The sequence below is a fragment of the Ramlibacter humi genome (genome assembly GCF_004681975.1).
In the GTDB taxonomy this organism is placed as follows: domain Bacteria; phylum Pseudomonadota; class Gammaproteobacteria; order Burkholderiales; family Burkholderiaceae_C; genus Ramlibacter; species Ramlibacter humi.
On record NZ_SMLK01000001.1, the window covers coordinates 1,549,958 to 1,576,283 of the forward strand.

Consider the following 26,326-nt stretch of genomic DNA (forward strand, 5'->3'; position numbering starts at 1 on the left):
TAGGCGCGGCGTCAGGTAAGAATCCCGCCGCCGTCGATGTCGATGACAGTGCCGGTGGCGAACTCGTTGCCCATGAGCATCAGGATTGCCGAAGCGATGTCGGCCGGTTTGCCCACGTGCTTGACCGGGAGCTGCTGTGCGGCCGCGGACAGCAATGCGGCCTTCCCTTCTGCCCCCAGGCCATCGTACACAGGCGTGTCTCACGCTCAGCGCTCTGAGATGGCATGTGCAGTGGTACATCCACGCAGACGACCTGCAACGAGTAGCTCAGATGCAGGTGCGATGCCGACTGCCTTTTGTCCTGAACCACCTGGCAGGGATGACAGAAGAAGCGGCGCGCGGACACACCTATCGGTCGGAGCTAGAGAAGCTCTCTGCAGCCGGCGCATGGGTCAAGCTTTTCGGAGAGAAGCTGGTGTGGGGCTCCGATTGGCCGCACACCAGCTTTGCAGCCAACCAGGAGCCTACGTATGACCAGCCTGCCCAGGTCAATGCCGCGGCGGCCGCGGCCAGCTTGCACTTGCGGCGCTCCCTGTAACTGAAGGAGGCAGGGCACCGCATCCCTGCGCTTCCCGAGCAAGGCGAGTGCCGCTAGTCCCTCACCCGCTCGCGAAGCACCTCCTGCTCGTCTTCGCGCTTCGCCATGCGGTCATAGTTGTCGGCCAGGGCCTCGAGCACCTCAGAAGAGACAAACGGATGCGTGTAGCGTAGAGCCTGAGCCCAGGTGCGGTACTTCGCGGCGAGTTCGCGCTCCTGGTCTCCTCCGCGGCCCCGCCAAATCACTCCCCTAGAGTTGAAGGCAGCGACTCGAACTCCTTCGGCAACATCCTCGGTACCAATCTCTTCGATGGCTCGCCGTGCCAGGTCGCCTGGCCAGACACCGTCATCGCCGGCGGGCGCAGCCGATAGGAGCTTGCCCAGTGTCATGTCAGCAACCTCGAGACGTGCGATTTCCGCGGCGCGAGCACGCACTTGGGAAATCCAGGCGCTGAGGTTGTCATACGTGGGAGCCGACGCTCCTCTGTACGCAGGCAGCCTTGTCATCGACTCCAGGAGCTTGTAGCAGCGCAAAGCGAGATTCGACGTCGCAGCGCCAGGCGGCGCCCGGAGCTCCTCCGGGTCGACGCCTTCGTCGCGCCTCTTGAACGCCCACGCAAGCGCCTGGACGTAAAACTCAGGGTGGTCCTCCAGATAGCGTTCGAGGTTCGGTACAAGGTGCGTGTCGCGCCCACCATCACGCATTACCCAAAGCGCCTCGATATAGGCGAACTCAAGGAATGCCTTCTCCTCCACAGACAGCTCGGTAGCGGCATTGAGCCGTTCGAAGGCGTCTATCAGAGAGTGCTGCTCCAGCTGGTAGCCGCCAGGCTCGGGCTCTGGAGCACGTGCGATTTGGGACAGCAGCCCGTACAAGACTGCGGGTTCAAGTCGTTTGAGGTGGTGCTGCGTGACAGCGAACGCAGCGCGCGGACGCCCTGCTTCGGCCAAGCGCTGAACTGCTTCCTCGGCCTCTTCTTCTTGAGCGTACCAAGGGCTGATTTCCTGCCAGTAGCGCTGCCGCTCAGTCTCGGGCAGTTGGTCAACGCGCAGCCAAGTTTCGCGTGTAAATGAGCAAAGCTTGAGCACCTCGCAGTACGTGGCTACCGGCAACGCCTGCCGTAACGCGACGAGTACTTGCTCTCGACCTTGCGCCGGCAATGCAGTCAGCGCGCCAGACACGACTTCTTTTTCAGCAGAGCCGACGGCGTCGGATTGGATGGTCAGAGCGACGAGTGCCTGCAGCTGCGGCTCGTCGAGAACATGCTCGGCCGCAATCGCGCCAACCACGCGGGCCGCTTTGCCGCCTTTGGCCGCGCTAAGAAGGCCGTCTAGGCCAAGTGCGGCGTAGATTTCGGCCAGCGCCGCGCTACGCAGTTGGCGCAAGCGTGCATCTCGCGCCTGAAAATCCGGCTCCTCACCCTCGATGCCGAAATCGTGGAGCCAAATGTCCTTAAATAGCCACGCGTGCTTCGAGACCAAGTCGGTGGGTAGCAGCAGTTCGTAAGCGCTCTTCGCGCCTTGCTGGCGCTTGCCCCAGTCGGCTCGCTTGCCTCCATCGAGCTTCGCTCGACGGCCGAACATGGTCACACGAATCTTCTCGCGGACCACCGCGCGCTGCGCGTCGCCAGCAGTGGGAGCCCAGCGCTCCACGTGACCCCAGATTTTCTCCAGGTACGCCGTATCCATAACAGCGCTAGCCTCGAGTAGGTCGCACAGCCTCGATTCGTCGTAGCCTTCCGGCCAGTCAAGCGCCAAGTCCGCAACGGCCGTCATGAAACTCGCAACCGGCCCTCTCTTAGGAATCGGCTCTCCGTAACCGTAGCCTTCGTTCCGCCAGCGCGGCTTGTGGTTGTAGTGTCCCACCTGAGGACCGCGTGGCAGCAGGGACATCAGGAGTCTCCACGCCACCTCAGGTTCTCGCTGGATGATGAGTTTCAGAACATTGACCCGCGCATCGTGGTCGGCAGCTGTCTGAGGCATCCACGGACGGAAGATGGACGTCAGCGTCGCAATCGGCTTGTTGCTCCAGTTGTCCTTGATTTCGACGGTGGCAAGCTTGGCCAGAATGAGCGCGCTGCGATGCAAGGTGCTCTCGCTCCAAGCAAGGCCTTCCAGTGCCCAAAGGAGTTCAGAGCGAGGACATCCGCCGAACATGGTGCCTGCCGGTCGCAGCAGCGCAAAGCTGGCCGGCTGCGCCTGCTTGACGTCTTTCTCCAAAACACTCAGGAAGACGTCAGGTGCTGCTTCGGCGTACGCCATCAGGTCGCGCGCATTTGCCTCCAAGCGCCTCGGCGTCAGCGGCGTCAGTAGCTCGCGCACCAGCTGGTCGGCCTCCGCTTTGCCGTCGAATCCGGTGGCGGCATGAAACAGGTGCTCGCCGTGTAGTGCCAGCAGGACCAGAGTCTCGGCAATGCTGTCGCGCAGAGCGTGCGAGTAGGCGCGCGCCTTGTTGTGAATGGCCGCCGCCCAGCGCTCGTCATCCGGCAAATCCAGGCGCGGGTCATCCTCGGACAGCACCTTCTTGGCCGTTTGCAAGAACCGGGTGAGCAGCTGCCGCGTGAACGCGCCCGGCGCAGCGAACAGGAAGTCAATCTTGGAGGTCACGCCACGGTATGTGGACACCATCCAGAACGGCGGGTCCTGTAGCGAAGCAGCTTCTGAGACACGGCGCTCGAGCAGCTCGTAGTCCGCTTCACCCGCCAACTCGCACAGTTGCGCGGTGTCGGCTTTGTTGTTGGAGTTCCAGGTTCCCGCCAAGACCAGTGGCGCAAGAGCAGTCATGCGCTGCTGCTCGTCTGCCCACCGAGGCGTTCTGATTGCCGGACTGTCCGCAAGGCGGCGCCTCAACACAGTCAGCGACCGACCAGACTCTCTTGCAAGTCGCTGCACTTGGTCCGCCCCGAGTTCGCTGCCCTCGAACGCCTTGCGGAACGCCTCACCGGCTAGCGGCTCCAGCGTCACCTTTGCGGTGGCGTTCGTCGCGTTGCGCGGTTGGATGACTATCGCGTGAAGGGTCCGAATGAACGGCGCTAGCTCCCGCTCCACCTCCCGTGTAGCGGCCACCACGACTGCCCCTTTCAAACTTTCACCCAGCCGAGGGAACACGCCTGGCTGCTTGAAGACGACTGCGCGGCCCCTTGCCGCGGCCAGCTCCTCCTGAGGCCCTTGGAACACTGTGGCGAGAAACGCCATGGCCTCCTCCGTCGAGTCGCTTGCCAGGATGTAAGGCTTGTCCGGTGAGGCTTTCAGCCAGGCGACCATGTCGGCTTGGGCCTTGCCGAGCGCGGAGTCAAAGAGCGACGCCGGCATTGGCGGGGCGGTCACATCAGCCCACTCCCGCCAAGCATCGTCAAGCGACATCGCGCCATCGGCGGCCTTGTTCAGCTCTGAAGCAAGCCAGACCTGGGCCGGAACAGACTGCTCGACCCATTGCTCGAGGTCAGAGGAGTCATACGCGCGAACGTCTCTCCACTTTCTCTCGGCCTTGCGCTCGCGAACCCACTCCAACTTGCCAGGCCAGTGCCTCGGCGTGACGAAGATGAAGGTGATGTCTGCAAGTTCTGAAGGTGTGTGGGCCTTGACGCTCTTGTCGTAGTCCTGGTCCGCCTTCTGGCGCACCTTCTCCGTCGTGCCTAGTTCCCAGCCAGCCTTGCCGGACGGAATCCAAGGCGTTGGAGTCGCCGATTCGGTCCATCCGTCCCACCCCGCGCGCTCTGCGTCGTCGTTGCCAGGGAAGTCCACGCGGTTGACCGCACATGTGGAGTTCACCAGCGTGCGCAAGAGGACGGGAAAGCGGCTCCGAGCCTTTAGGTTGCGCGAGGCCCACCGCTCGATTTCGGAGGCGGTGTGCTGCTGGAGCGGCACGACCCAGCGCTTGGCCGTGGCTGCAGTCTGAGTCGCAGTTTCGTTAGCCGCGTCAAACTCCGACTGCAATTCCAGCAGCTTCTGCGCGCTCACGCCGAAAGCCACCTCAAGCCGCTTCGCCATCGCTGCAGACACGGACGCGCGCCCGTTCAAAACTGCAGAGAACGCCGGCCGCCCGACAGCAAGCACCTTTGCCGCGGAAGAGACCGTCAGCCCGCGCGGCGCGAGAACCTCATCTTTAATGAAGACGCCTGGGTGCTGGACGCTCGACATGGGCCCAGTTTAGCCGACCTGTATTGTGTTGCGCTACACGCTACACTACGTACCAGAAGCCAACTGGGCTCAGCCTGTCATCTCGTCGGCATCTGCCCTGGGGCGGCGAGCTCCAGAGCCCGTCTACAGACACATCAATCATGTCGGGCTAGCCGCCCGGGATTCCATAGCTGGGGTATGCCTTGCGAAGGCCATCGGCAACAGCTTTGCAGGCCGCCGGAGTGTTGCCGTTCACCGCGAGTTCGGTCGCCGCCAAGCGCCGGGCGCGGACCGCATAGTCTCGGTGCCGCGCCACGAATGCTCGAGGCTCGCCCGATGCACCGTGCCTGATGGAGCACCTTCGGTTGTCGCACTGCTCAACGCGTACAGACCCCTTGGCGGACTGAGTCGGGCATCCGAGGTGTACGCCCGGGCGGCTCTCTGCGGCGCTGGCGCGCTGTCGGTGCGCGAGTGGCTTGGCGACGGCGAGCTAGTGTCGTTCTTCTGTTCAGGCGAAGCATGGCTGCCGAGATTTCAGTTCGACACTGACGTCACAAGCTTCAAGGCCTCTGTGAGCGTTGTGGTACGCCACTTGGCTCCAATCCACAACGGGTGGTATATCGCCGAGTGGTTCAGCGCACCGAGCCAAGGCTTAGGGGCCAATCGCCCGCGCGCTGGTCGACCTAGACGCGGCAGCAGTGATGGAGGCAGCGCAGCACCTTCGTGCATCAGAGGTCTGAGGCGGCGGTCAGCTTGCTGCGCTAGGCCTTTGGGTGCCACGGTCGCGACTTCGGGCCTGCTGTGCCTCTATGACACGCACGGCAGTCGTCCCCACACCCATTGCTCGTTCCACCACCACCTCGCAACCACTTGCTTTCAGGTCGGCCTGCAGCTTCCCAAAATCACCGCACCACCTCTGCTCTTCGGCGACGTCCTGAGAAGAGTCCCGGCCTGGCTCAAATGCGACGGTGCGCACCTGCACCTTCTGATTGGCGCCTGTGACAAGCTCGACACCGTAGGTGCTATCACTAGGGCGGCGAACCACCAGGCGGCCTGATTCTGGCGTCAGAGTCGACAGGCCGTCCTGCACCTGATAGCCAAGCCTTTGCAAGCCGTCCAGAACTGCCTTGCGACGGGCAGCCGCAGCCGCAGCGGCCTGCGCCTTGCCAAGCTCCTCACGTCCAAGCTCGGTGAGCGCCTGCAATTGCTCCTCGCTGAGGTGAACACTGGCGCTTCCAAGCTTGGTCATGGCTTCCGTCTGCCCAGCAGCTGCAGAAAGCTCTGCGCGAACGAGTTCGACTTGCCTCAGAAGCTTCACCTTTGCCAGAGCACCGTCCTTGGCCTTGCGCAGCGCTAACACCAATGTGTCCAGACGCATGTCGCGGGTGGCTCCCTCCTCAAGCGCCTGCGCCGCGCGAAGCTGTGCCTCCAGTGTTCCCGCTTCTGCCGCGAAGCCCAAGGAGTCGAGCTCCTCCAGTTGACTGAACGCGGACTGCAGCCGCACATCGGGCTTGGCTGCTTTGGCACTCCATGCCTCGAACGACGACTCGCTTTCCGCTGCGCCGAGTCGCTGAGCGAGAGCGTTCTGCGCGGGAGTAGCAGCTTCCGGAGCGACCTGGAAGAGTGCCTGGCGCGCTTGGGACAGCGCGGTGTCCATCGCAGCAACGGAGAGTTGTCCTGCTGACGCCTTCTCGAGCTCTGTGCGCAATTGCGGCGCTAAATTCCCTCCTGCCCGCAGGAGAGTCTTGGCCAACTCTTGACCGCGCGCCTGGCGCATGCGCTCCATGGCGCGGGCCTGCGCGGCTCGCTCCCGGCGCTGGCTGGCATCAGCCTCTAGGAAGTCGATTTCCTTGGCGGCTGCTTGCCCAAACTCACCAAATCGGTCGGCCGCCAGAATTGCGGCCAACTCGTTGCGGCGCTTCGTGGTCACTTCCACGTCCGCCGGCTTGAGCAAATTGCCGCAGTCACGCGTCCACTGAGCGACGGCCGCATCAAGACGAGCCAATAGCGCCGTGCCTGCGGCCACAAGCTCTTCCCTCGTGACGACTCGAACAACCTTCGGACCACTCATGCAGCTTGCCTCACATCGAGCGCCATCTTCACGGCGTTCAGCAGCCTAACCCTCTCCTGCTCCCCGTCATGGAACCAGCCATGGCAGGACACCCTGTGCAGTACGGGCAGCGAGCGCTGAAGAACCTGCGGTCGCCACACTTCCCGCGCTCTCGCGTGGGCGAGCAGCGGATGCCTTGGCGAATCACACTCGATGCCGATGGCGAAGAGGCCGGTCTCGGGGTGCTCGATGGCGTAATCCAGGCCGAATGCATCGGCGTCCTCTGAGGCTTTGACCTCGTAGCCTAGTGAGCGCAGGTAGTCGCCGACGGAGCGATAAAACGCATCGTCTGCGCTCTCCCCGCGCGACCCCGCTCGCACTACGTCGCCTCTGCGCGCAGTGATTCGCGCAAGGAGCGCCTTCGCGGAGTCAAACTCCCCGGAGGAGATGAGCCTGGCGTACTCCATGTAGCCTTGCAGGAAGTCTCGCGGCGTCGCCGGCGCACGGCGGGTGCTCAGCAGGTCGCTGATTTCCGGGATGGGCATGGACGTGACCATGTAGACCTTCTTGCGCGAGCGCGTCACGGCTACGTTCAAGCGCCGCTCTCCGCCCTTCTGACCAAGCACCCCGAAGAACCGCAGGAATGAGCCTTGGGCGTTGCGTCCAAAGGTGGAGGAGAACACGATGACATCGCGCTCGTCACCCTGCACGTTCTCGACGTTCTTGACGAAGACGCTCATGTCCTCCCCGTCTTCGTAGCGCTCGCTCTCCTGCGTGTACGCTGCACGGAAGGCAGCGTCCTCCTCGGCTCGTGCCTCAAGGGCGTCCTCGATGAGGTCAGCCTGTTTGCGGTTGAACGTTACGATGCCAACGGATGGGCGTTGTCCTTGCGGAGCGCTCCAGAGCTGCGCCAGGATTTCAACAACCTTCTGCGCCTCCTCGGGGTTGGTCTGCTCCGTGTAGACGCCGTCGACACGCACGAGCTCGATAGGACGCTCGGCACGCACGATTTCTTCCGGGTGCCGCACGGGCACACTCAGGTCGTTCGCGTAGAAAGCCGCGTTCGAGTAACCAATGAGCTCCCGGTAGGAAGACCGGTAGTGAATCTGCAAGCGGGAGTTCGGCAGGTTCGAGCGAGCAAGTTGCAGCAGGTCCGGGCAATCCTTGATTTCACGCCGGTTCCAGGTCTCCTCGAACGCGTCCTTCTCCTCGGCCGTCGCGTCCTCATCTGGCAGTTCGCCGTCGAAAACATGCCCTTCGTCGCTCTCCACCTTACTGGCGAAGAACGCCGTGGGCGGCATCTGCTTCTCATCCCCGCTGACCACAGTGACCTTGCCGCGAAATAGTGTGGGCAAGGCGAACTCCACCGGCATCTGCGAGGCTTCGTCGTAGATGACAGTGTCGAAGAGGCCCGGCTTGAGCGGTAGCACACGGCTTGCGACGTCCGGGTTCATCAGCCACACAGGACGCAGCTTCATCAGGCCTAGGCCCGTTCCCAGCTCGATGAATTCGCGAAGCCGGCGAGCTCGCGCCCCAATCAGCCGGGTGATGTCTTCCCACTCACGCACGGGCCGAATGGCCGCCAAGTCGAAGTTCACCTGAAGCAGTTGGCGATTCAGGAGCCGCATTTCCTTGTCCAGCTGCTCAAGCACTGAGACTTTCTGGGCAAGCTCGCGCCGCTCCATAGAGAGCTCAGGAGTGCTCTGCTCCATCGCCTGCTTCCACGCCAGGCGTGCCTCGCGGTTCAAGATGCGCCGCGCAACGTCCTCCAAGTCAGCCGCTGGCACCGCCGTGAGCACCCCTTCCTTTGTTCGCAACGTCGCGAACACCTGGATAGCCTGCTGCGACAGCTTGGCCGCGCGACCGCGGAACAGCTGGTAGGCAGCAAGCGTTGGCATGGCAGCACCGATGGGTGTGACCCGCTGACCGTTGCCTTCATTGCGGATGACGGCCTGTTGGCATTCCTGCAGCCATGAGAACTGCATCCAGGGCTTAAGGTCGTTTAGGGCAAGCAGACTGGCGGTGCGCACCTCATGTCGGGCAAACGCGGAGTCGAACTCCGCGAAGAGCTTCAGGAACGCGTCGCGATTCCCAGTCTGCGCCGCGGCATCCATTCGGCTGGCCCAAGGCGCTGCCTGCAGGTGGGCCGCATGGGTTGCAACGCCCTGAAGGGACGTCAGCGTCTTGGAGACCGCCGGCAGCATTGTTGGCCCCGCGTCTAAGTCCAGTTCGGGCAGGGAAAGCTGCGCCATCAGCTGTCCCGCCGTCTTGCGGTGTGGACGCCATGCCTGCTCAAGGCGCACTGCGGCGAGAAGCTTGACCATCCGCTCCTGGGTCGCCATGTCCCCTGCCGACTGTAGGAACTTGGACACCTTGCCCTTGCGGAGCATGCGCAAGATGTTCAATCGACCGAAGAAGCTCAAAGGCTCGATTGCTTCCGTGGTCAAGGCTCGCAGGGTCTCGAGCGCTTCGTCCGGCATGCGGGTGAGGACACTCGAGAGCTTCGCGTCATTGTCTTGGCTGCGGCAGCTTGAGAGCGCGTCCCGCAGCTTTCGCAAGTCGTCAATGATGCGAAGTCCCAGGGGGTCCGCATTGCCTGCTCCGCGGAACAGGGGTAGCCACTTGGCAAGCAGTGCGCGCTGCTCCTCAGGCAGCGTGAGGAACTCGTTCCCGTAAGAGGAGAGCCAGGTGCGGTGCGGCTTGGGGTCGTCCACCTCAAAGCTCGACGGCCGGGTGGTGAGCACCTCGTGCCGGCTGCCCTCAGCCGCGGCGAAACGGTCAAACGCCTCACGGAAGTCGTTCAAGGTGGCCAAGTCCGCGGCGAACGGCTGCAGCGCTGAAAGAGCGCTGTTCTCGTACTTGGCTGGCAGCCAATGACGCACCGCCGGCGCGACTTCTTCCTCGAGTGTCGCGAGCTGGCCGATATTCAGGCGCTGGAGCATCGCCCGAAGCGCCGGCACCTCCGGAGTGCTGACAGCCTGCTCGAGTTTGATGAGTTCGCCCAGGAGGACGCGGTAGCTCAAGCCGACAGCCTCGTCCACCTGGTGCAAAGCGGCGTGGTGCTTGTCCAGAGTCGCTTCATTGGACTCAATGCGAGCGGCAACAGCCTCTCTCTTGCGTTGAATCTGCGCCGCGGCATCTGTTGGACGGCGAACTACAGACTCGAGCTGCTCTCGGATGGCCCGGATGATGGGCTGGCGGTCCTTGTTAACGTCATTGACCATCACGACGCGTTCGCCAAGACCCTCGGCCACCAGACGCTTGTGGACGACTTCGAGCGCGGCGTGCTTCTGGCAGACGATAAGGACGCTCTTGCCGCGCCCGATGGCATCGCCCACCATGTTCACGATGGTCTGGCTCTTGCCGGTCCCGGGCGGGCCCTCCACCAGCAAGCCGGGGGCCAGCCTGGCCTGCAGCACGGCCGACTCCTGAGAAGGGTCGCTGAACACGGTGAAATAGCGCTCAAGCTCTTTCGGCCGGGCGGATGCCGCCGCCGCTGGAGCCTCGCCCGTGCGCAGGCGAAGTGCGGTTTCCAGCCCAGTGCCCGCCGGCGGGAGCGACTTGAGATTGCGGATTTCTTCGCCAATGGCCTGCCCCATGAAGGTCATGTGGAACAGCACCGCAGCGCATTCCAGCTGCATGCTGTTGGCCGGCACGTCAATCTTGGGATTCGGCAAAGGCGAGAGCTCTCGCGAGCGAGGGGTCGCGAGCGTGCCAAAGGCGTCAATGACATCCGCGGCCCGCAGGGCGGAGCGCCCGAGGAGCTCCTCGGTCACTTTGGCCCACTTCTTGACGGTCTCCTGGCCGACAAGCGTCTCCAGAGCCGGGTTCAGCCGAACCTCTTCCCGTTCGCTGTCGAAGGACACCTGGACGTTGTTGCGCGCGCCGACTTCGTGGCGCACGCGCACTGGCCACAGCAGGACCGGTGCAATGCGGGTTCTAGCTCCGGACTTGTTCTCCTTGGTGAGGAGGAACGGGAACCCCAGGTACATGCCGTCAATACCCGTGTCGCGCTTGTACAGCTCACTGCTTCGGTCCAGCGCTTGAAGCCTGAACCCGGTCGTCGACATCGGGTCAAGAGCCGACGGGTCAAGGGTCAAGGACGTCGCATTGCGCTTGAGCAGGTGGTCCAGCAGCCCGCCGGCGTCCATCCGTTTCGTATGCAGTTCACGCAGGTCGACCCGGGGAGTGCTCTTGCCGATAGTCATGCGTACCAGGGGGCCACGCATGACAGTGTTCACGACCTTCTTCTCGAAGAACGACAGCAGGTGCGACACGTACTGCTGCCTGTGCGGCTCCTGCCACTGCTCCTCCGGCACAGACAGCAGCACGAGCGCTTGTGACAGCGGCATGCGCCTGTCCAACCGGTACCGGTCAGCCCACTCGTTGACGACCGGGTAGCCGCACTTGGCGAAGCCCTCGATGCGTTCGGTCACCGCCTCGAGAATCTCTCCTCGAGGCCAGGTTACGGTGTCCGCTGCCGAGATGGCATCAAACGTCGGAATGCCGCCGCTGAGGGCGAGCTGGCGGGCTTCTTCGACTATGGCATCGCACGAGCGGAACTGTGTGGGTGCAGCGCTCAGGACGACGATGAGGTCCTCCTCGGCGAGGCTGCGGCGCTCCAGAAGGTTCAGCAGGCCCAAGTGCTCCGAATCTGGGAAGACTCGCCGGCGCGTGTTCCACTCAGCGCTCAACTTAGCTCTTGACGTGCTCAGCAGGTAGACCCGCAACGTGTCCTCGTCCAGGTCGATGTTCAGGTGCTCCGCCCGTTCCCTGACCGTCGCAACTCGTACCTTGAGGCGCAGAAGCCAGTTGTCTTGCTCCAATTCATGGAGAAGGTCTGGCACGGGTCCGCAAATGAGCTCGTAGCCTTCGAGAGGGTTCTCCAGCAGCCACTTCGGGCTGACGATATGGCCCTTGAGGACGGGCGGCATGTCCGGGTTCAGGACCTTCAGCGCCAGCAGCAGCCGCCAGTCGTCTGAGATGGACTCGTCTTTGACGATGCGACGCAACGCCGCGATTTGGGCTGCCGGCGCGCTACGAGCCTGCGCCCAGTCGGTAATGACTCCTCGCAGCAGCTGTTCCCGAGCTTCCTCCCAGAGCAGCGCCGAAGCGGCAGCAAACGAGTAGGAGCTGAGACTGGCGTACTTCTTGCCACCGAGCGTGATGGAAGGGCCGGTGCTGGCTCCCCCCTCACCTGCAGCCTCAGGAGCCTCTGGCGACTGTCCGTCCAGCCAAGCCTGAACCTCCTTCCACCTCCAACGTTTGTGCCGGTCGCGAGCGAGCAGCCCGCGCAGGAGCAGTGCGACATCCGATGGGACGTCGGACGGGATGGGAACGCCGTTGGCGAGGACGTGAATGAGAAATGCCTGCTGGTCGATGCCTTCGAAGCATTTCCCACCGGTGACCTGCTCGAGCAGAACGATTCCGAGGCTCCACCAGTCCGAAGCGGCGGCGACGCCGCCGGCGACTGCCTCTGGTGCTGTGTAGCGCGTCACCTCCAACGGCGAGACGATGTCCAGGTCGTACTCGGACAGGCGTGCCGAGCCGAAGCCTCCGATGACCAAGTCCACAGGATTGCGGTTGCGAACCAGCAGCGTGCCTGGGCGAATGTCGCGGTGCCTCAGGCCAACCTCCGCCAACGCATCCAGCGCCTTTCCGAGCTCATAAGCGATACGTCGCACGGACTCTGAATCCGTGGCGACGATGCCTAGGTCCGCCAAGGTTCCGCCGGTGAGCGACTCGGCAACTTCGTACGCCCTGTCTTGCCAGCGCCCGGTGGCCAGAATCTGTGGCACGTGCTCAAGCGAGACTCGCCGCAGCGCGTCATAGACGGTGGGGTCGGGCTCCCAGCCATGGTGGTAGAGCGTCAGGATGGCTTCGCGCTCGCCAGCTTCCTCCTGTACCAGGTACCTGTCTCTGCGGCCCGCGGTAGAGCTGACCTCCCGCAGCACGCGCCAGCCGGCGATGATGGTCTCAGTCGCGCCCGGCTGCGTGTCCACGAAGTCGGGTTGCGCAGGCTCGGGGGTGGCTGCATCCGCCCCGCAAGTGCTGCAGATGAAGTCACCTGGCTCAAGCGGATGGCCATTCGTGCAAAGTAGGGCCGCGGGCGCGGCCGGTGCGCCGTTCGACTGCGCGGGAACGACTGTCGCAGGCCGCCATCCGGCTGGCGTAATCTGGACTTCGAGCAGCGGAAAGTCACAGCTGTGCCCACCGACCTCGCCTTCACAGGTGACCTCGGCGACGGAACGCTCCGTGTGGCAGCTGGGACAGTAGCGAACGAGCTCAGTCATGCCCGTGCCTCCGTCGTGCGCAAGTAGGTGCCCTCGCCTTCCAGAAGAAGCTGCAGGCGCGCCATGTCACCGCGGCTTGGGATGCCTGCCAGCCAAACTGCTCCGTCCTCGTCGAACATCACGTCGAGACGGCGGTCGGCATCTCCACTCACGCGAATGAGGGGCCCGAAGACCTCACGCCCCAATGGGGTGAGAAGGTTCATGCGCTGGTTATCACTTCCCATGAGGTACTTCGTCTGGGGTGCGCTCTGGTCGAAGGGTTCAGAAATCAGGCAGTCGATAAGGCCCTCGCGCACGCTGGGCTCTTGCGTCAACTGTGCGAAAGACTTCCCGCTATAGACAAGTACGCTCGTAGCGGTCAGTGCGCGAACGCCGCGCAGCAGTTGCTCCAGGGCGTCCGGCTGCTCGAATGGCTCTCCGCCAGAGATAGTCACGCCGTCGCACTCCTGCAGCCACGGGTGGACTCGCTCGAGCAGCTCGCGAACAGTGGTCTGCGGCGCCTTAGTGGCCCAGGTGTCCGACGAGATGCAGCCCGGGCAGCGAATGGAGCACCCCTGCAGCCAGATGCCGACGCGCCGGCCGGGACCGAGCGTGGTGACCGGAAAGTGCGCGCGCGACAGCGAGATGTGCATCACTCGCCAACTTCCAAGGTGAGCTGCCCGGCTTGCAAGGCCGTGACGAAGTAGCTTTTACCAGGCACCGCATCGGCGTCGAACAGCGCCCTTGCCAGAGGGTTCAGAAGGTTTGCCTCCACCTGATTGCGGATGCCTCGGCCGCCGTTGGAGAGGTCGGCCAGGCACAACGCCTTGAGGCTGTCTTTAGCCTCTCGCGTCATGGTGACGCGCAGTTCCTGGGAGCGCAGGTCGTCTAGGGTGCTGTTGACCATCTGCTCGAAGATTTGGTCCGCGATGTCCTCGCGGATGAAGTCGAAGACGATGATGTTCTCGCCCATGCGGTTGAGAATCTCGGGGCGGTTCAAGACGAATTTGAAGTGGCGCTCGATTTCTGCCTCGACCTTCTGCTTGACCACCGTATAGGGCTCGCTCGGCGCTACGTTCAGCTCTCGCTCGCCCGACTCGGTGAGCTTGTAGATACCCAAGTTCGAGGTAAAGACGATGAGCGCTTCGGAGAAATACACGCGGTCGCCCCGGCCTGAGGTCAAGACGCCGTCGTCGAGAATCTGCAGGAACTTGTCCAGCACCCTTGGGTGAGCCTTCTCAATCTCGTCGAAGAGAACAACGCTGAACGGCTTCTCGCGGATAGCGTTTGTCAGCTCGCCGCCGGCGTCGTAGCCGATGTAGCCGGGAGGAGCTCCAAGCAGTCGCTGGTCGGCATGCTCCGCGCTGAACTCAGACATGTCGAAGCGGATGTAGGCGCTCTCATCGCCGAAGAGCAAGCTCGTGACGGTCTTCGCCAGTTCGGTCTTGCCAACACCAGTAGGTCCGGCCAGGAATGCCACGCCACGTGGGCGTCCACCCCTGCGGCCAGCTCCAACGCCAGTGACTGCCCGCTTGACGATGTCCAGCATGTGCACGACAGCATCCGGCTGACCCTTGACGCGCTGGCGGATGAAGCTTTCGGCGTTCTTGATTTTCTCGCGGTCGATTTGCAGCCACGGGTCTTCGGTGACGCCGACCTTGTAGCGGCGCACCGCGTCCGCAATCTTGTCGACGCTAACGCCTTCGACTCGGGCAAGAACGGAGATGGCGTAGACGTCCGCAAGCAGCATGCCTTCGGTGCCGTCGACGAAGTCGTCCTGCGCTTTCTTCAGAGTCTCAGGGCTAGCCTGCGCGGCACCAGCTAGAGGCTTCAGCAGCCCAGGCGCTAGAGAGCGCCTGGCACGGTTGTCCGGCTTGGGAACTGGGATGTGCCGAAGGCGCGGGTTACCCACGATGAACCAGTCCGGCAGGTCCCCTTCCTTCTCCACAATCCAAATGACAGTGTTGAAGAACGGCTTGCGGTCAGCTCCGGCGGGGCGGGGCGTGGCCTGCTGGGAAAGGAGCAGCGCTTGCGTGAATAGGTGGTGCTCGGCAGCCGTAGGGTCGGTCGGCCGGGTCAGAAGACGTGCCGCAAAGTCGACCACCAGCGCGATGGGCTCGCCTTGGCGCCTCACGACCTGCGACAACCCGCCGGCGAGCAATTCCGCTCCCGCTCGCCCCTGCCCTGCGTCAGGCGCTAAGCCAAGTTCATTCAGGAGCGCTTGCCCTCCATCGGCAGGCGCGCCAGGCGAAGAGATGACGCTGAAGCCAGCGAGCGGCTGGAACAGCAGCGTCTGCGAATACCCCGCGCGCTTGAGCGCCGCTGCGACGCATTGGTTCAACGCTTGTGCCGTCACCACCCCGGGCTGAATCTCTACGACCTGAAGGTCGCGCACGTTTCCAGAGAGGACAAACTGACTCTTGAGCGGCAAAAACCGCTCAAAGTCGCGCTGCCACCTTGGCACCTGATGCTTTGCTTCCACTTTCTACTTCCTTCGTGCGTCAGCGCACAGGTGCTCCATGTCCCGTCGGCTCAGGCCATCTGAGCCAAAGCGCCGGCAAGCGGAGCGAAACCTCGCTCACGCGAGCCAAGGAGACGAATGTCCAGCCCGCTAGGCGTGGACAGATTCAATTGGCTGTACGCGCAGATAGGCAGTTGGCGGTTGTTCTTGAACCGCCGGTCCGGCCCGCCATTGCGATTGACGTACTGCCAAGTGTGGTCGATGACGTTCGCGTCTGAAGGCACCGCCTCACTCTCGATGAAGCGGCTGCGCTCTTCCTGGGCCACAAGCGTGTCGTACGACACTGCGCCGACTGAGTTGCCTTGAAAGGCGAGCACTCGGTCAGGATAAAACGCGAGTGTCGTGCGGCCGGTCTTCAGTACGGGTACCTGCACGTTGGCCATGACCCCAGGCCCTTGCCCGAGCTGCAGCGAGGCACCGGAGAATCTCAGACCTTCGCTCGCGCCAGCAGAGTATTTGCGGTCCGCGTATTGAGAGGTGCTGACGACTGCCCTCACCTTTCGCATGGAGGCAGCGCTGGACAGAGCCTGTGTAAGCGCGTCGAAATACTCCGAAGTTGCCGCGTCAGGCTCAAAAAAGAGCACCGTGAGTTTGCGCATCTTGTCCCGCCAGTACACCCAGCCCACGACGGCGGCGAACACGGCGGCGATGCAAAGATGAACGAACCCGGGCCACGTCTTGGTGGCGCTCGTAAGGGGGAACCACAAGAGAAAGAGCGCGCCGGCTACGAATGGCCACAGAGGCGTCTTGCGCCGCTGCTCGTTCATGGATTGGAGCAGACCGTCACTGTCGCTGTCTGTCAGTTCCAGCACGTTCAGGGTGTCGTGCTCCTGCGTACTGATGATGATGGGCGACGGCTCCGCCTGACTGTGCCCAGGCAACGCGGGCTGCGGCTGCAGGCGAGCTGGTTGCGCTCGGCGTGCGTCATTGAGGCTGCGGCGGTATCGAAACCCACCCACGCCGCCGCTGATATAGGCACCACGGGGGCCTGTGCCGATGCGCAGGCCGGGGATGCCGACCGACATACCTATGCCGGAGCCTGAGATGTTGAAGCGAACGGCGCCGAACCGGACGCTCTTGGAAAAGGTCAGGCCCATTCGTCTCTCCCTCCCTGCCCTGCGGACCACGTACTACCTGCCGCCAGTTCGGGTGGCAGACTATGCGCAGTTCATCGTAACATCCTGTCGCAAATGCGCAATGCGTCCTTACGCGAGGCAGCCATAGGCCATAAGCGCCTATTTGCACACGCAATCACCACCGCTCTTGCGGCGCTGGTCTGCCAGGCAGCAATCGCGGATTCAGTCTTGCTTGGCCGAGTTGTCGGCCTGGCGGATGGAGACACGGTCACCGTCCTGGACTCGTCGTTCGTGCAGCACAAGATTCGGGTTGCGGGGATTGATGCACCGGAGAAGTCCCAGGCGTTCGGCAATCGGTCCAAAGCGCATCTCGCCTCGCTCGTCATGGGCAAGCCGGTGGAGGTGCACTGGCACAAGAAGGACCGCTACGGGCGTGTAGTCGGCTTGGTCATGGTCGGCGCGGTCGACGCCGGACTCGAGCAAGTGCGAGCCGGGATGGCGTGGCACTACACCGCTTACGCGCGGGAGCAATCAGCCGAACAGCAGGTCTCGTACGCAGCGGCGGAAGCAGACGCTCGCTTGAACCACCGAGGTCTTTGGAGAGATGCCACTCCGATTGCCCCCTGGGACTTTCGGGCAGCCAAGCGCCAGGCGCACGGCAGCGGCCCATAAGAGCCGTGCTGGCTCAATGAAAACAATCTTGATGCCGTGATTTCGCAAGTGGCGGATTGACGAGCCAGCGGCTGCTAGTCAAGCCGGCTTGCCGGCCGCCTTGATGTCAGCCGGAGCTGCGGGGAGCAAGACTGACATCACGGCGGCGTCACGGACATCGAATCCAGCTCCGATGTCCCTCGCCGTTCGCGTCAGTGCCGGCGTCCAGAGCCTCTCGGACGAATCGGCAGTGCCGCTTATCAGCTTCTCGAGGATTGGCTTACCGTTCCGACGCTGCTCGGCCGTTCCACGCAGGAACGTCTCGCGGAAGAACATGTGTTGCATCCACGCGCGTACCACCTCGTCGCTTGCTTGCTCCGGCAATGCAAATCCCTTGAGCAGCGACCAAGTCTGCCGCAGCCGCCATAGCTCGCGCGGATTGCTCATCTCGAAAGCGGAGACAAGTTCACTGAATGTCTGCGCCTCGAGCGCGCTGCTGCTCCGTACGCGCTGCCGGCGCGCAGCTGGTGTTTCCGGGGTGGGCGGCAGCGCAGTCGTCGTGGTGCCGGGAAAGTCCGCAGGCACGTCAAAGAGACGAGTGCGCACGTAGTTTTCGATGACCTTCTTCTGCGCTCCAGGCAGCGACACGAAGACGTTGAAGACCTTAGACATGTAGTCCCGCGCGACCTGGGCCGTCTCACGGTCAGAGAAGCCGTACTCAGCGTAGTGCTTGGCGACAGCGGAATAAGCAATGCGCTCGTCAAGCGCAACCAGGACAACCACCTGAGGGATGTTGGCCACCAGGCGCACCGCGTCGAAGACCTGCTTGATGGTGTCGGGAGAGCAGCGGTCGAGGTCGTCGATAACAAGCAGGAGGAAGTCCGCGCGACCATCGTTCGGGTTGGAGAGCGTCAGCGCGCACAGGTCCTCCAGCGTCCGCCCCATCTCATGGAACGAGCCTAGCTTCTCACGGTAGTCGGGCAGGACTGAAAGGCTGAACTTCTGGTCCTTGGCCAGCTTCTTGAACCAGTTCAGTAGTTCGTTGGACAGAGCACTCTTCACGGAGAAGAGAGCGACCAGGCCAGTCACCGCACTTCCGACAGCTCCAGCAACCACCTTGTACGCCTCGGTCTGGAGGAAGAAGGCGAGCGCGATTGCGCCTACAGCCAGGGGGAAGGCGAAATAGGCTAGCGTGAACTTAAGCCACTCCCATGTAGACGTCGTCCAGGCTTTCAAGCCAGCGGCATCCTTCGCGAGAGCCTTGCGCAGGCGCGCGTTGCGCCGCTTGGCCAATCGAAGCGCGAGTGCCATTTGTTCAAAGAAGCTGCGCTCGGCGACAACGGACTCGACCACAGCCTGAGCCAAGGCAGCGCCAATGTTGTCCACTCGTTCATTGCGCCAGGCGTTGAACTCGGCGAACCGAAACGGCGCCTCGGTCCTGCTGGCGACCTCTTTCTTCACAAAGTCGATGAAGGACGACTTGCCGGCGCCCCACGCCCCGAAGAGGGCCATGGCCAGGGGATGCTTGTCGGTGCGAGTGGTCAGCAGGTCTGCCACCGCCTTTGTCAGTGCTGCACGGTCGAGGGCATCGTTGACGGCAATCGTCTCAGCCTGCGCAGCTTCACGCACGACGCTGACCTGCCCCGCAAGCTCCTCGCCTTCTTCTTCCTCCTCCTCAACTTCCACTGAACTGGAGTCCGGCGTGGAGCTGCGAGTATCGGGCGCTGCAGTCCCCGATGTGCGTGACGCGCCCGAGAAGGCATCCTCAGTCTCGTGAGGATTGGTCGGTGGTGCTGAAAAGTTGCTATTGAATGAGACTAACTCTCCTGGGTCGGCGTCTCGCGTGTTTTCGAAGTCAGGCAGGCGGCCGTGTGTGTCGAGCAAGCGCTCGTCAACGCCCGACGACTGGGCCGAGGACGTTCTTGGTGCGCCTGACTGCGCCGGAGCCGGTCGGGGACGCTTTGGAGGCTCTTTCACAGTGGATTTCGGCAGCGGCCTGTCATCGTCTCGAAACTGCTGCGCGTACTCGTCGAGCACCTGCCGCCTAGCTTGGCGCTCAACTGCATCAGGTGCTGGCTGCTTTGTGTCTTTCGGCAGCGGCTGCGAGAAAGACGGCCGGTCATTCGCTGAATCCGAGGGCTCCATCCCCCGTTTATTCTTGATGAAGTCTGTACCCAATCCCAATCTCCCCAAGGCGCCTTGTTGAGGCGAGCTTGGGGCACCAGGGCGGCAGCGTCAAGCCTGCCGACCGGGCACTTCGATTCCTTTCAGCGACCGGCTGACGGCACGGTCTCAGTCAGCCAGCGCTCCAGCTGCTCGCGGCAGGGACCTGCGATACCAAGCACTGGGTTGGTCAAGATAAGCCGGTCCGCAATTTCCTCGGGCCACCCTCTGGCGTCATCGTCGAGGGCGACCCAGCGGGTGAGGCCTCGCCGCCGCACCTCCTCCAGCACCTGATAGCCGCGGGCGACCTGCGAGTAGCCAGGTCCGTGCCGCGCCGGGTCGAAGCAGCTGCCAATCACGCGCGTGCGCAGCACCTGCGGCAGCATCGTGACCGTCTGCTGATAGCCGAAGACCTGAACCCATGACGTTGAGAGCAGGATGCGCACGTCCGGGTGGGGCGCGAGCAGGTCTGCCAGCAGGGAGGCGTTCTCGAAAAGGTAGTGGCCGTCCAAGCCCGGTCCGAACACAGGCAGGCGCCCTTGGTCGAGGCGAACGTCAGCTGGGTGCAACACTCCATCCGCGTCCGCGATGACAACTCTGGCCTGGCTCACTGGTCTTGAAGGCGTTCTCGAAGCTTCATGCATAGCCAATCGGCCTCGGCAAGAGAGATGCCACGGGTTTGCCGGAACCTGGCGCGCATCACGCTAGCGCACACCTTCTCGGTATATGCGGCCGGCGTCATGGGCACCACATGAGCATGCACGTAGTCGACAAGCTGCTCAAGCAGGTCTACGCACCATCCCCAGCGCTCAGCGCGCAGCCCGACCGATTCGTCGATGTAGCGGCCGTCGGAAGTCCGATACACCGCCAACTTGGGCTGGGCACCTGACACAGCCGAGAGGAACTCTTGCGGAAAGTCCGCGGGTACGTCTTGGTCCACGTCTGAAGGCAGCTGGGGCACAACGCGCCTCGGAGGGAACACAAGGATTTTTGGAGGCCACAAGAAGCCTCCAACCAGCCCTCGCTCTCCCTCGAAAGCGGCGCCATTGTATCTCAAACGCCGCCACCACCCACGAAGCCTGATTCGGGCAGCAGGGAGCCCGACAAGAGCTTCGCCGGACTCAGGTCGCGCTCACCGTGGATTGCCGAAGATGTCGCGCTCCCTGGGAGTCCACTCTTCGGGCGGCACGCTTCTGTTGCTCGCGCCGTGCCGTCGCAGCAGCCGCGGGTCCTTCTTCAGGGAAACATACCTGGGCAAAGAGGCAGGTACCTCTATCAACACTAGGAACTCATCGTCAAGCTGGGAGACCGTGACGTCGATGTCCACCGGCAGGTACAGCTGGTCGCGGATGTGCGACCGCAGTTCGCGCGCGTAGCTTTCGACCAGCTCCTTGGTCGCGCGCTCACCTTTCCACTTGGCAAAGTCAGCCTTAAAGCCCGACACGCGCACGTCGTTGGTGACTCCAAGGAATACGGTTCCACCGGCGGCGTTCGAGAGTGCGACAACGCTCTCCAGAACTTCGTCCAGCTTCGCTTGCTGGCTGCTGTTCAGGGAGCCGTTCTTCTGGGGTATGGCAACGAAGGGCTTGAACTCAGTGTGGAGGCCTTCACCGGCTTTCAGCGCCTGCGTGATGCGGTCTTCAGACACTTTATGACGTGACCCGAGGAATCGGGACTGCAGCGGGAAGTCGACCCTCTCCTGCTCGAACTCGTACACCGTGCCATCCGGGCCGAGAAGGTGCAGGTCCAGTCGTACCGCCTCGCGTGGAATTGGCAGCGTGGCCACTCCGTCGGTGACCCGCTCATGCAGTTGCGTGATGTCCTTGCCGACCCAGTAGGCACCCTTGACTGAGATGGTGTCGGTCTGCGCGACGCTTCCAGCCACTACCAGGCGCAGGTGCTCGTCATCCTCTGACCAGCTGTGAGATTCGATGAAGGCACGGGTCTCTGGCAGCAGCAGCATGATGCTGCCCCTGCGGCCATCCGATTGACCGGAATACTCCCTAAGCTGCAGCCAGTCCTTGGCTGCTTCATGCACGTCCGGGTAGAACGGGGCCATGAGCTGGAGGAGAGGCTGCGTAGGCGGGTTCGGCTGCTCTGTGGCCGACCAGCCGTACACGATGCCGGGGCTCTCCATCCAGTAGTTGCGCACCCGGACGTGGTGTCGCTCACATTGGCCTCGAAAGGTCGAGGTCACGACCTTCCCGGTGATGTCACAGAGCTTGTTGGCGACGTCGCCGAGGAACTCTCGGATGTCCGCGGCGGCAATCCAGTCTGCAGCCAGTACGCTCGTGCCGTAGTCAAGACGTGCATTCTCCGGGGCCGCCCCGTCGGGGAGCGGCCTCAGAACACAGCCAAGAAGGACCCACCCTCCTGTGCTTTGGTCTTTGATGACGACAGTTCTGCGCTCAAAGGCTTTTCCCATCCACACCTGCAGCTCTCGTTTGAGCTGCTGCGGGAAGATTTCCTGGTGGTAGGTTGGATTCATGGGGTGCCGGAGCTGTCGGATAGTTTGACGCAACCTTGCGGACGGCGGCGTTGCCTAGGCGACCATGAGTGCGTGAAGCTCTGATTCCGCCCGCAAAAGCAGAATGCCACAAGAAGGAGAGCGCAATGCTGCAAATCGCGACTGGGCGGCTTTTCACACGGGAGCCAGGTTTATCCAATGACCTCCGTGGCACCGTCTACACCAACGCCGTGTTCCCGTACGGCATGAACGTGGTGCCTGTGGCCACCGGGCGGCTGCTGCCGCCTTCTTCCAGCCGCCCCGGGGTCAAGGCGGTGGCCTACGAGTTTGTCGAGCACATCGAGCTGGAGCCTGACGGTACGCGCGGCGTCCTCGTTAGCAGCACCGCCCTGCCCTACACGCTGGACTTCGCTACCGTCTGCTCCTTCGCTCTGAACTGCATTTGCAGTCCGGACTATGTGCTGGTCCAGCGTCTTACTTCGAACCAGCCGGGCGTTGTGACCGGCTGGCCGCCTGGCCGGTTTCTCAAGCGCACATTCGACGCCGACATTTACCTGCAGCCATCCGACGTTGAGTTCCTGCAGGCGTTCGTCACGAAGCTGATTGGCTTGCCGCGCCTTAAGTTCCTTGGCGTCATGCGCGCGATACGCACGTACGTCACCGCCCTGCACAGGGTCGCCGACGACTTGGAACTGGCCTACACCCTCATAGTTGCCTCAGTCGAGTCAATGGCGCAGGAATTCGATGGCCACCAGGCGGAATGGCATTCACTCGAGGACAGAAAGCGGGTGGCCATGGACGCCGCGCTCGAAGGGTCGCCGCCAGAAATCGCGCGGCGAGTTCGGGACGCGCTTCTGTCCATTGAGCATGTCGCGCTTGCCAAGCGCTTTCGAGAGTTCACGCTGGCCTACACGCAACCGTCGTTCTTCCGCGGCGAGGCGACCGGCGTCGAGAATCCTGCGGGCAGATATGACATCGAAGATTGCCTGCGCGAGGCCTACACCCTGCGTTCAAAGTATGTGCACTCACTCAAGCCTCTGCCCCACATGCTGACGGTGGGCCACTTGCCCGGCGAAGTTGTGCGGGAGGACAACAAGCAGTACTTCACCGTCGCGGGCCTTACTCGACTGATGCGCCACGTCATCACGTCCTTTGTCATGCAGCATGAGACTCTCGAGCGAGAGGCCTATGACTACAGGCTGGAGCGGCATGGTATTGGCCTGTATCCCTTGGCGCCGCAGTACTGGGTGGGTGCCGCCCAAGGCGACATCACCGGGGCGGGCAAGGACAAGCTGCAGGGTTTTCTGCAGCAACTTACAAGCGTGATGCTGCGCGAGCCTGGTGCGGCTCTGACCGACATGCGGGACGTACTTAACGCGGCCAACGAGTTCATCCCGGGCATCAGGCGCGAGCTGCGTCGCCCGTACTTGGCGCTGATGGTCCTGTGGAACGCTCACGTGCATGAGACCGCCTCAGTGCAGCCCAGAGCCGCTGTGACGTCGCTCATCGAAGAGGAACTAGCTGCTCCCTCTTCGGAGGCGCTCATCGCACACTGCCTCACGCAGCAACAGCCGCCTTGGACGTTGATTGAACACCAGGAGTGCTTGGAAGCGTACTTCCGTCGCCGAAGCCGTAGCGGACTTCGCTCGACAAGGCTAATCGAAGCGGCGATGGCTCTTGACCTATCCGAAAGGTTCAGAGGCGAAGGAAGTCTCGACGCGTTTCGCAGGTGGGTTTCCCTTGCCGTCGAAATCGAGCCGGGGAATGCGCGGCTGTCTCAAATGGAGCTGAACCTGGATGCGCAAGCGGCCGTGTCTTGGACTTCAGTGCTGCTACCGCCCCCAGAAGAACCGCAAGTTGCCGCAGACGCTGCCACAGCGCAGGCGCCGCAGGAGCCACAGGTCGTCGAGGCAACCGCGGAAGCATTGAGAGCGCGTGTGGGTGCCAGTGCGCACCAAGAGCTTGACCAGCCAGCTGAAGCCGCCCGCCGGGGCTTCGCCGCGTGGGTTGCTGCCAAGCTGCGCAGACTGGCTTCTCAAATCGAGGGCTAGCGAACATGCGCCTCAGGGCATACGCCGCCACGACCAGTCCGAGCAGGTCGGAAGTGAGGGGGCCGAGCTCTCAGAACTGCGTGGGCGAGAAACCTCTCCCCGGCGAGAGCAGATGGCGTCACGGTCGAATTCCCATCGACGCTAGTTCTGAGAAGCTTTCGCCGCAGGCCCGCCTCGCATCGCCAGACCGCCTATGGCGCCTGAGACGCTAGCGCGCGCCGGCTGCGCGCCTCGACGCTCTTGCGAGCAGCGGACTTCGCTTCCGCCGTGGTGAAGACATGAGCACGGCCTGATGCATGAGCTGCCTTGCCGCCTTTGGAGGCGATTGCGCGCATCGCTTCTGCAGTGAGCGCGGCGAAACCACGCTTGGCCCGGATTGGTTGGTCCATGATTGCTCCTTGGCCTCTGGAGTTTGGGCGCAACGGCAGTCACCAGCCGCCTCTTCTAAGGTGGAGCTGAGACCTCTCCGAAGGGGGAGTGAAGAAGACGCGCGATGAAGCCTTCGCGAGTGTTCCGCTGACTAAGCTCCCGGCCTCGCCTATCGCGATAACCGGCCGACTGGACCTCGCACGACGAAGACCTCAGGCTTTGTTAATCCGCTGGCGCAACCTTTCTGAATCGTTTGGACAAACCCTCGGTTTGCCTCGAGGCAAGATTTCCACCCGTCAGACCAGTCAACGCATCTCTGGGCCACTCTCGCTGGTGCGCGGTCCTGCCCAGAACACAACCGACCTCCGCTCGAGCTCTGAGACTGGTCGCAAGTCCGCCCCGAGCAACTCCGAATTCCCGTCGAAGCGGAACACCGCTCCAACGCAAGCTTCAGCCTCGGACGAGGACGGCGCCCAGAGCGCCTGAACACTCTTGAACACCAAGTCCCCGGCCTCACCAAGTTCGACGCGGTAGAGAGCTCTATGGTCCGTTGCGGGGACGGACCCCAGAACCCGTATCAGCAACTCCTCCCAGCTGACCAGCATGGTGTTGTTGATGCGAGTGTCAAGGTACTTGGCCTCGTAGACGAACAGGTACCACCAGGGCTGGAGCGGGAACGATGCGACCACGGCACTCCAGTGCTGCTGGCCGGAGGCCGCGGCATCCAGGACCGGATGATGAAACTGCGGCAGGGTCACGAACACAGGCACCTCCTAAAAAATAGTGGCGCAATTGTCTCTCAAACGCCGCCACCCCGAGTTTCGCCGCTAAAACACTTCAGGGGTGCCGAGCCAGAAGCACCCCGAAGCTGCCAATTTAGAGACCCTCCTGGAGGCGCTTGCCGCCAATTTGCGGGAGGCGCGGGCGCGCTCGAACTGGAGCACGAGGGTGCTCAGCCAGCAAAGTCAGGTCGACCGGCGCACCATCCAGCGGATTCAGGACGGCTCCTTCCCAGGCGTCTCCCTCGGCACCTTGGAAGCCTTGGCGACCGGCCTGGGGGTGCAGACCAGCTCCTTGGTTGGCCCACACCTGGCGCCACGCCAGAGCGCAGCAGTGCTGGCTGCAGAGGTCCTGCCCGCTAACCTCGTGTGCGTGCGGCTAGGCCACGGATTGAGCCAAGAGGAGCTGGCAGCCGCCAGCGGCGTCCCCAGGTCCGTCATCGCAGCCATCGAAACTGGCACCCGCAATCCAGCGCTCAATACCCTGGCCAGGCTTGCGGGAGCTCTAGGAACGACGGTCGAGCAGCTGCTTACCGGCGGCTAGTCAGCCTGCTTTCAGGGCCAGCCTCGCTCCAAGCGCGCTCGGTGCGCCGCTCGGTCACCGGAGAACAAGATGACTGAGTGGTGAGCGCACCCGACCGCCTCCGGCTCGGCCTCGGCAAGGAGCGACGGCAAGCCGAGGAGAAGCAGCCCAAGTTGGTCTCGCCAAGACTGGTCGCGCGAGGAGCTGCGGCCATGCTGGGAGCCATGCTTGGCGAGTAGCGCCGTCAGCCGTTCTTGAACCGGCGCATCGAGGAACATCGCCGTCCAGAACGTTTTACCGGGTACCGCGAAGCCAAGCTCCAGGCGGCCCTTGCTGCAGGCAAACGCCAAGCTCGAACGAACTGTCCGCTCCTGCGGGTCGAAGATGCCGTAGTACGCCATGCAGCCGTGGTGCAGCGCGCCAAGGAGGACTAGCGGCAAGCCGCCTGGCACCCGCAGCAGCTTGGCCTCCAAGTCGCGCCCTGGCCTGGGCAAGCCGGGATTGCGGTCAACAAGCGCGCCGTAGAAGGCTTGCGTTGGCAGCACCGAGGGGCCGAGACGGCCGACCTGATGGCTCTCGATGCGGCCGATGGTGCCTAGGTTGAAGTGGATGCGCGTCTTGGACGCTGAGAGCTCGTCGACCGCCGGGAAGTCAGATTGCATGGGGTGCCTCTTGATGGACACCCGTGTAGGCGAGCCTTTTTATCTGGCTGCAGCCTCGATGCGCCCGCTCTGGTCGTGAACTGGCA

17 protein-coding genes are annotated in these 26,326 nt (G+C 63.0%); 3 read left to right on the top strand and 14 right to left on the bottom strand.

Going from position 1 to position 26,326, the window contains the following annotated elements; all coding sequences use genetic code 11:
- Positions 1–11: 11 nt before the first annotated feature.
- The 7 genes from EZ216_RS07300 to EZ216_RS07330 all read right to left on the bottom strand — a co-directional run bounded on the left by EZ216_RS07300 (position 12) and on the right by EZ216_RS07330 (position 16,596).
- Positions 12–191 carry an SDR family oxidoreductase gene (locus tag EZ216_RS07300; RefSeq protein WP_135249026.1) on the bottom strand — a complete coding sequence of 60 codons (180 nt, stop codon included), beginning with the start codon at positions 189–191 and terminating at the stop codon, positions 12–14.
- A gap of 400 nt (positions 192–591) precedes the next feature.
- Positions 592–4,677 carry a HigA family addiction module antitoxin gene (locus tag EZ216_RS07305; RefSeq protein WP_135249027.1) on the bottom strand — a complete coding sequence of 1,362 codons (4,086 nt, stop codon included), beginning with the start codon at positions 4,675–4,677 and terminating at the stop codon, positions 592–594.
- Between the two features lie 727 nt (positions 4,678–5,404).
- Positions 5,405–6,727 carry a hypothetical protein gene (locus EZ216_RS07310; RefSeq protein WP_135249028.1) on the bottom strand — a complete coding sequence of 441 codons (1,323 nt, stop codon included), beginning with the start codon at positions 6,725–6,727 and terminating at the stop codon, positions 5,405–5,407.
- On the bottom strand, positions 6,724–12,999 hold the full coding sequence (locus EZ216_RS07315) for a protein kinase domain-containing protein (RefSeq protein WP_135249029.1): 6,276 nt from the start codon (positions 12,997–12,999) through the stop codon (positions 6,724–6,726). The genes EZ216_RS07310 and EZ216_RS07315 overlap by 4 nt, the downstream gene beginning before the upstream one ends.
- The gene (locus EZ216_RS07320; RefSeq protein WP_135249030.1) at positions 12,996–13,631 is read right to left on the bottom strand and encodes a 4Fe-4S single cluster domain-containing protein; all 636 of its coding nucleotides are present in this window, start codon (positions 13,629–13,631) and stop codon (positions 12,996–12,998) included. Before EZ216_RS07320 ends, EZ216_RS07315 begins: the two co-directional genes overlap by 4 nt.
- Entirely contained in the window at positions 13,631–15,460 is a 1,830-nt protein-coding gene (locus tag EZ216_RS07325; protein WP_135249031.1) for an AAA family ATPase, read from the bottom strand. Before EZ216_RS07325 ends, EZ216_RS07320 begins: the two co-directional genes overlap by 1 nt.
- A gap of 50 nt (positions 15,461–15,510) precedes the next feature.
- A complete protein-coding gene (locus EZ216_RS07330) occupies positions 15,511–16,596 on the bottom strand; it encodes a DUF4236 domain-containing protein (protein WP_135249032.1) in 1,086 nt (361 codons plus the stop codon).
- Between the two features lie 93 nt (positions 16,597–16,689).
- Between EZ216_RS07330 and EZ216_RS07335 the strand changes: the two genes are divergently transcribed.
- Positions 16,690–17,247 carry a thermonuclease family protein gene (locus EZ216_RS07335; RefSeq protein WP_135249033.1) on the top strand — a complete coding sequence of 186 codons (558 nt, stop codon included), beginning with the start codon at positions 16,690–16,692 and terminating at the stop codon, positions 17,245–17,247.
- A gap of 78 nt (positions 17,248–17,325) precedes the next feature.
- Here EZ216_RS07335 and EZ216_RS07340 read toward each other — a convergent pair whose 3' ends face one another.
- From EZ216_RS07340 to EZ216_RS07355, 4 genes are all read right to left on the bottom strand, one after another.
- Positions 17,326–18,912, bottom strand: a complete 1,587-nt coding sequence (locus EZ216_RS07340; protein WP_167772844.1) for a KAP family P-loop NTPase fold protein — start codon at positions 18,910–18,912, stop codon at positions 17,326–17,328.
- A gap of 581 nt (positions 18,913–19,493) precedes the next feature.
- Positions 19,494–20,033 carry an HAD domain-containing protein gene (locus tag EZ216_RS07345; RefSeq protein ID WP_239024287.1) on the bottom strand — a complete coding sequence of 180 codons (540 nt, stop codon included), beginning with the start codon at positions 20,031–20,033 and terminating at the stop codon, positions 19,494–19,496.
- Positions 19,997–20,329, bottom strand: a complete 333-nt coding sequence (locus EZ216_RS07350; protein ID WP_135249036.1) for a hypothetical protein — start codon at positions 20,327–20,329, stop codon at positions 19,997–19,999. The genes EZ216_RS07345 and EZ216_RS07350 overlap by 37 nt, the downstream gene beginning before the upstream one ends.
- Positions 20,330–20,521: 192 nt before the next feature.
- Positions 20,522–21,877 carry an AlbA family DNA-binding domain-containing protein gene (locus tag EZ216_RS07355; protein WP_135249037.1) on the bottom strand — a complete coding sequence of 452 codons (1,356 nt, stop codon included), beginning with the start codon at positions 21,875–21,877 and terminating at the stop codon, positions 20,522–20,524.
- A gap of 125 nt (positions 21,878–22,002) precedes the next feature.
- Here EZ216_RS07355 and EZ216_RS07360 point away from each other — a divergent pair, with 125 nt between their 5' ends.
- On the top strand, positions 22,003–23,907 hold the full coding sequence (locus EZ216_RS07360; RefSeq protein ID WP_205959624.1) for a hypothetical protein: 1,905 nt from the start codon (positions 22,003–22,005) through the stop codon (positions 23,905–23,907).
- A gap of 191 nt (positions 23,908–24,098) precedes the next feature.
- Here EZ216_RS07360 and EZ216_RS07365 read toward each other — a convergent pair whose 3' ends face one another.
- Positions 24,099–24,296 carry a hypothetical protein gene (locus EZ216_RS07365; protein ID WP_135249038.1) on the bottom strand — a complete coding sequence of 66 codons (198 nt, stop codon included), beginning with the start codon at positions 24,294–24,296 and terminating at the stop codon, positions 24,099–24,101.
- Positions 24,297–24,581: 285 nt separating this feature from the next.
- Entirely contained in the window at positions 24,582–25,040 is a 459-nt protein-coding gene (locus EZ216_RS07370) for a hypothetical protein (RefSeq protein ID WP_135249039.1), read from the bottom strand.
- A 79-nt stretch (positions 25,041–25,119) separates the two neighbouring features.
- Between EZ216_RS07370 and EZ216_RS07375 the strand changes: the two genes are divergently transcribed.
- The gene (locus EZ216_RS07375; protein WP_205959625.1) at positions 25,120–25,599 is read left to right on the top strand and encodes a helix-turn-helix domain-containing protein; all 480 of its coding nucleotides are present in this window, start codon (positions 25,120–25,122) and stop codon (positions 25,597–25,599) included.
- Between the two features lie 11 nt (positions 25,600–25,610).
- Here EZ216_RS07375 and EZ216_RS07380 read toward each other — a convergent pair whose 3' ends face one another.
- Positions 25,611–26,240 carry a hypothetical protein gene (locus EZ216_RS07380; RefSeq protein ID WP_135249040.1) on the bottom strand — a complete coding sequence of 210 codons (630 nt, stop codon included), beginning with the start codon at positions 26,238–26,240 and terminating at the stop codon, positions 25,611–25,613.
- Positions 26,241–26,326: the final 86 nt, after the last annotated feature.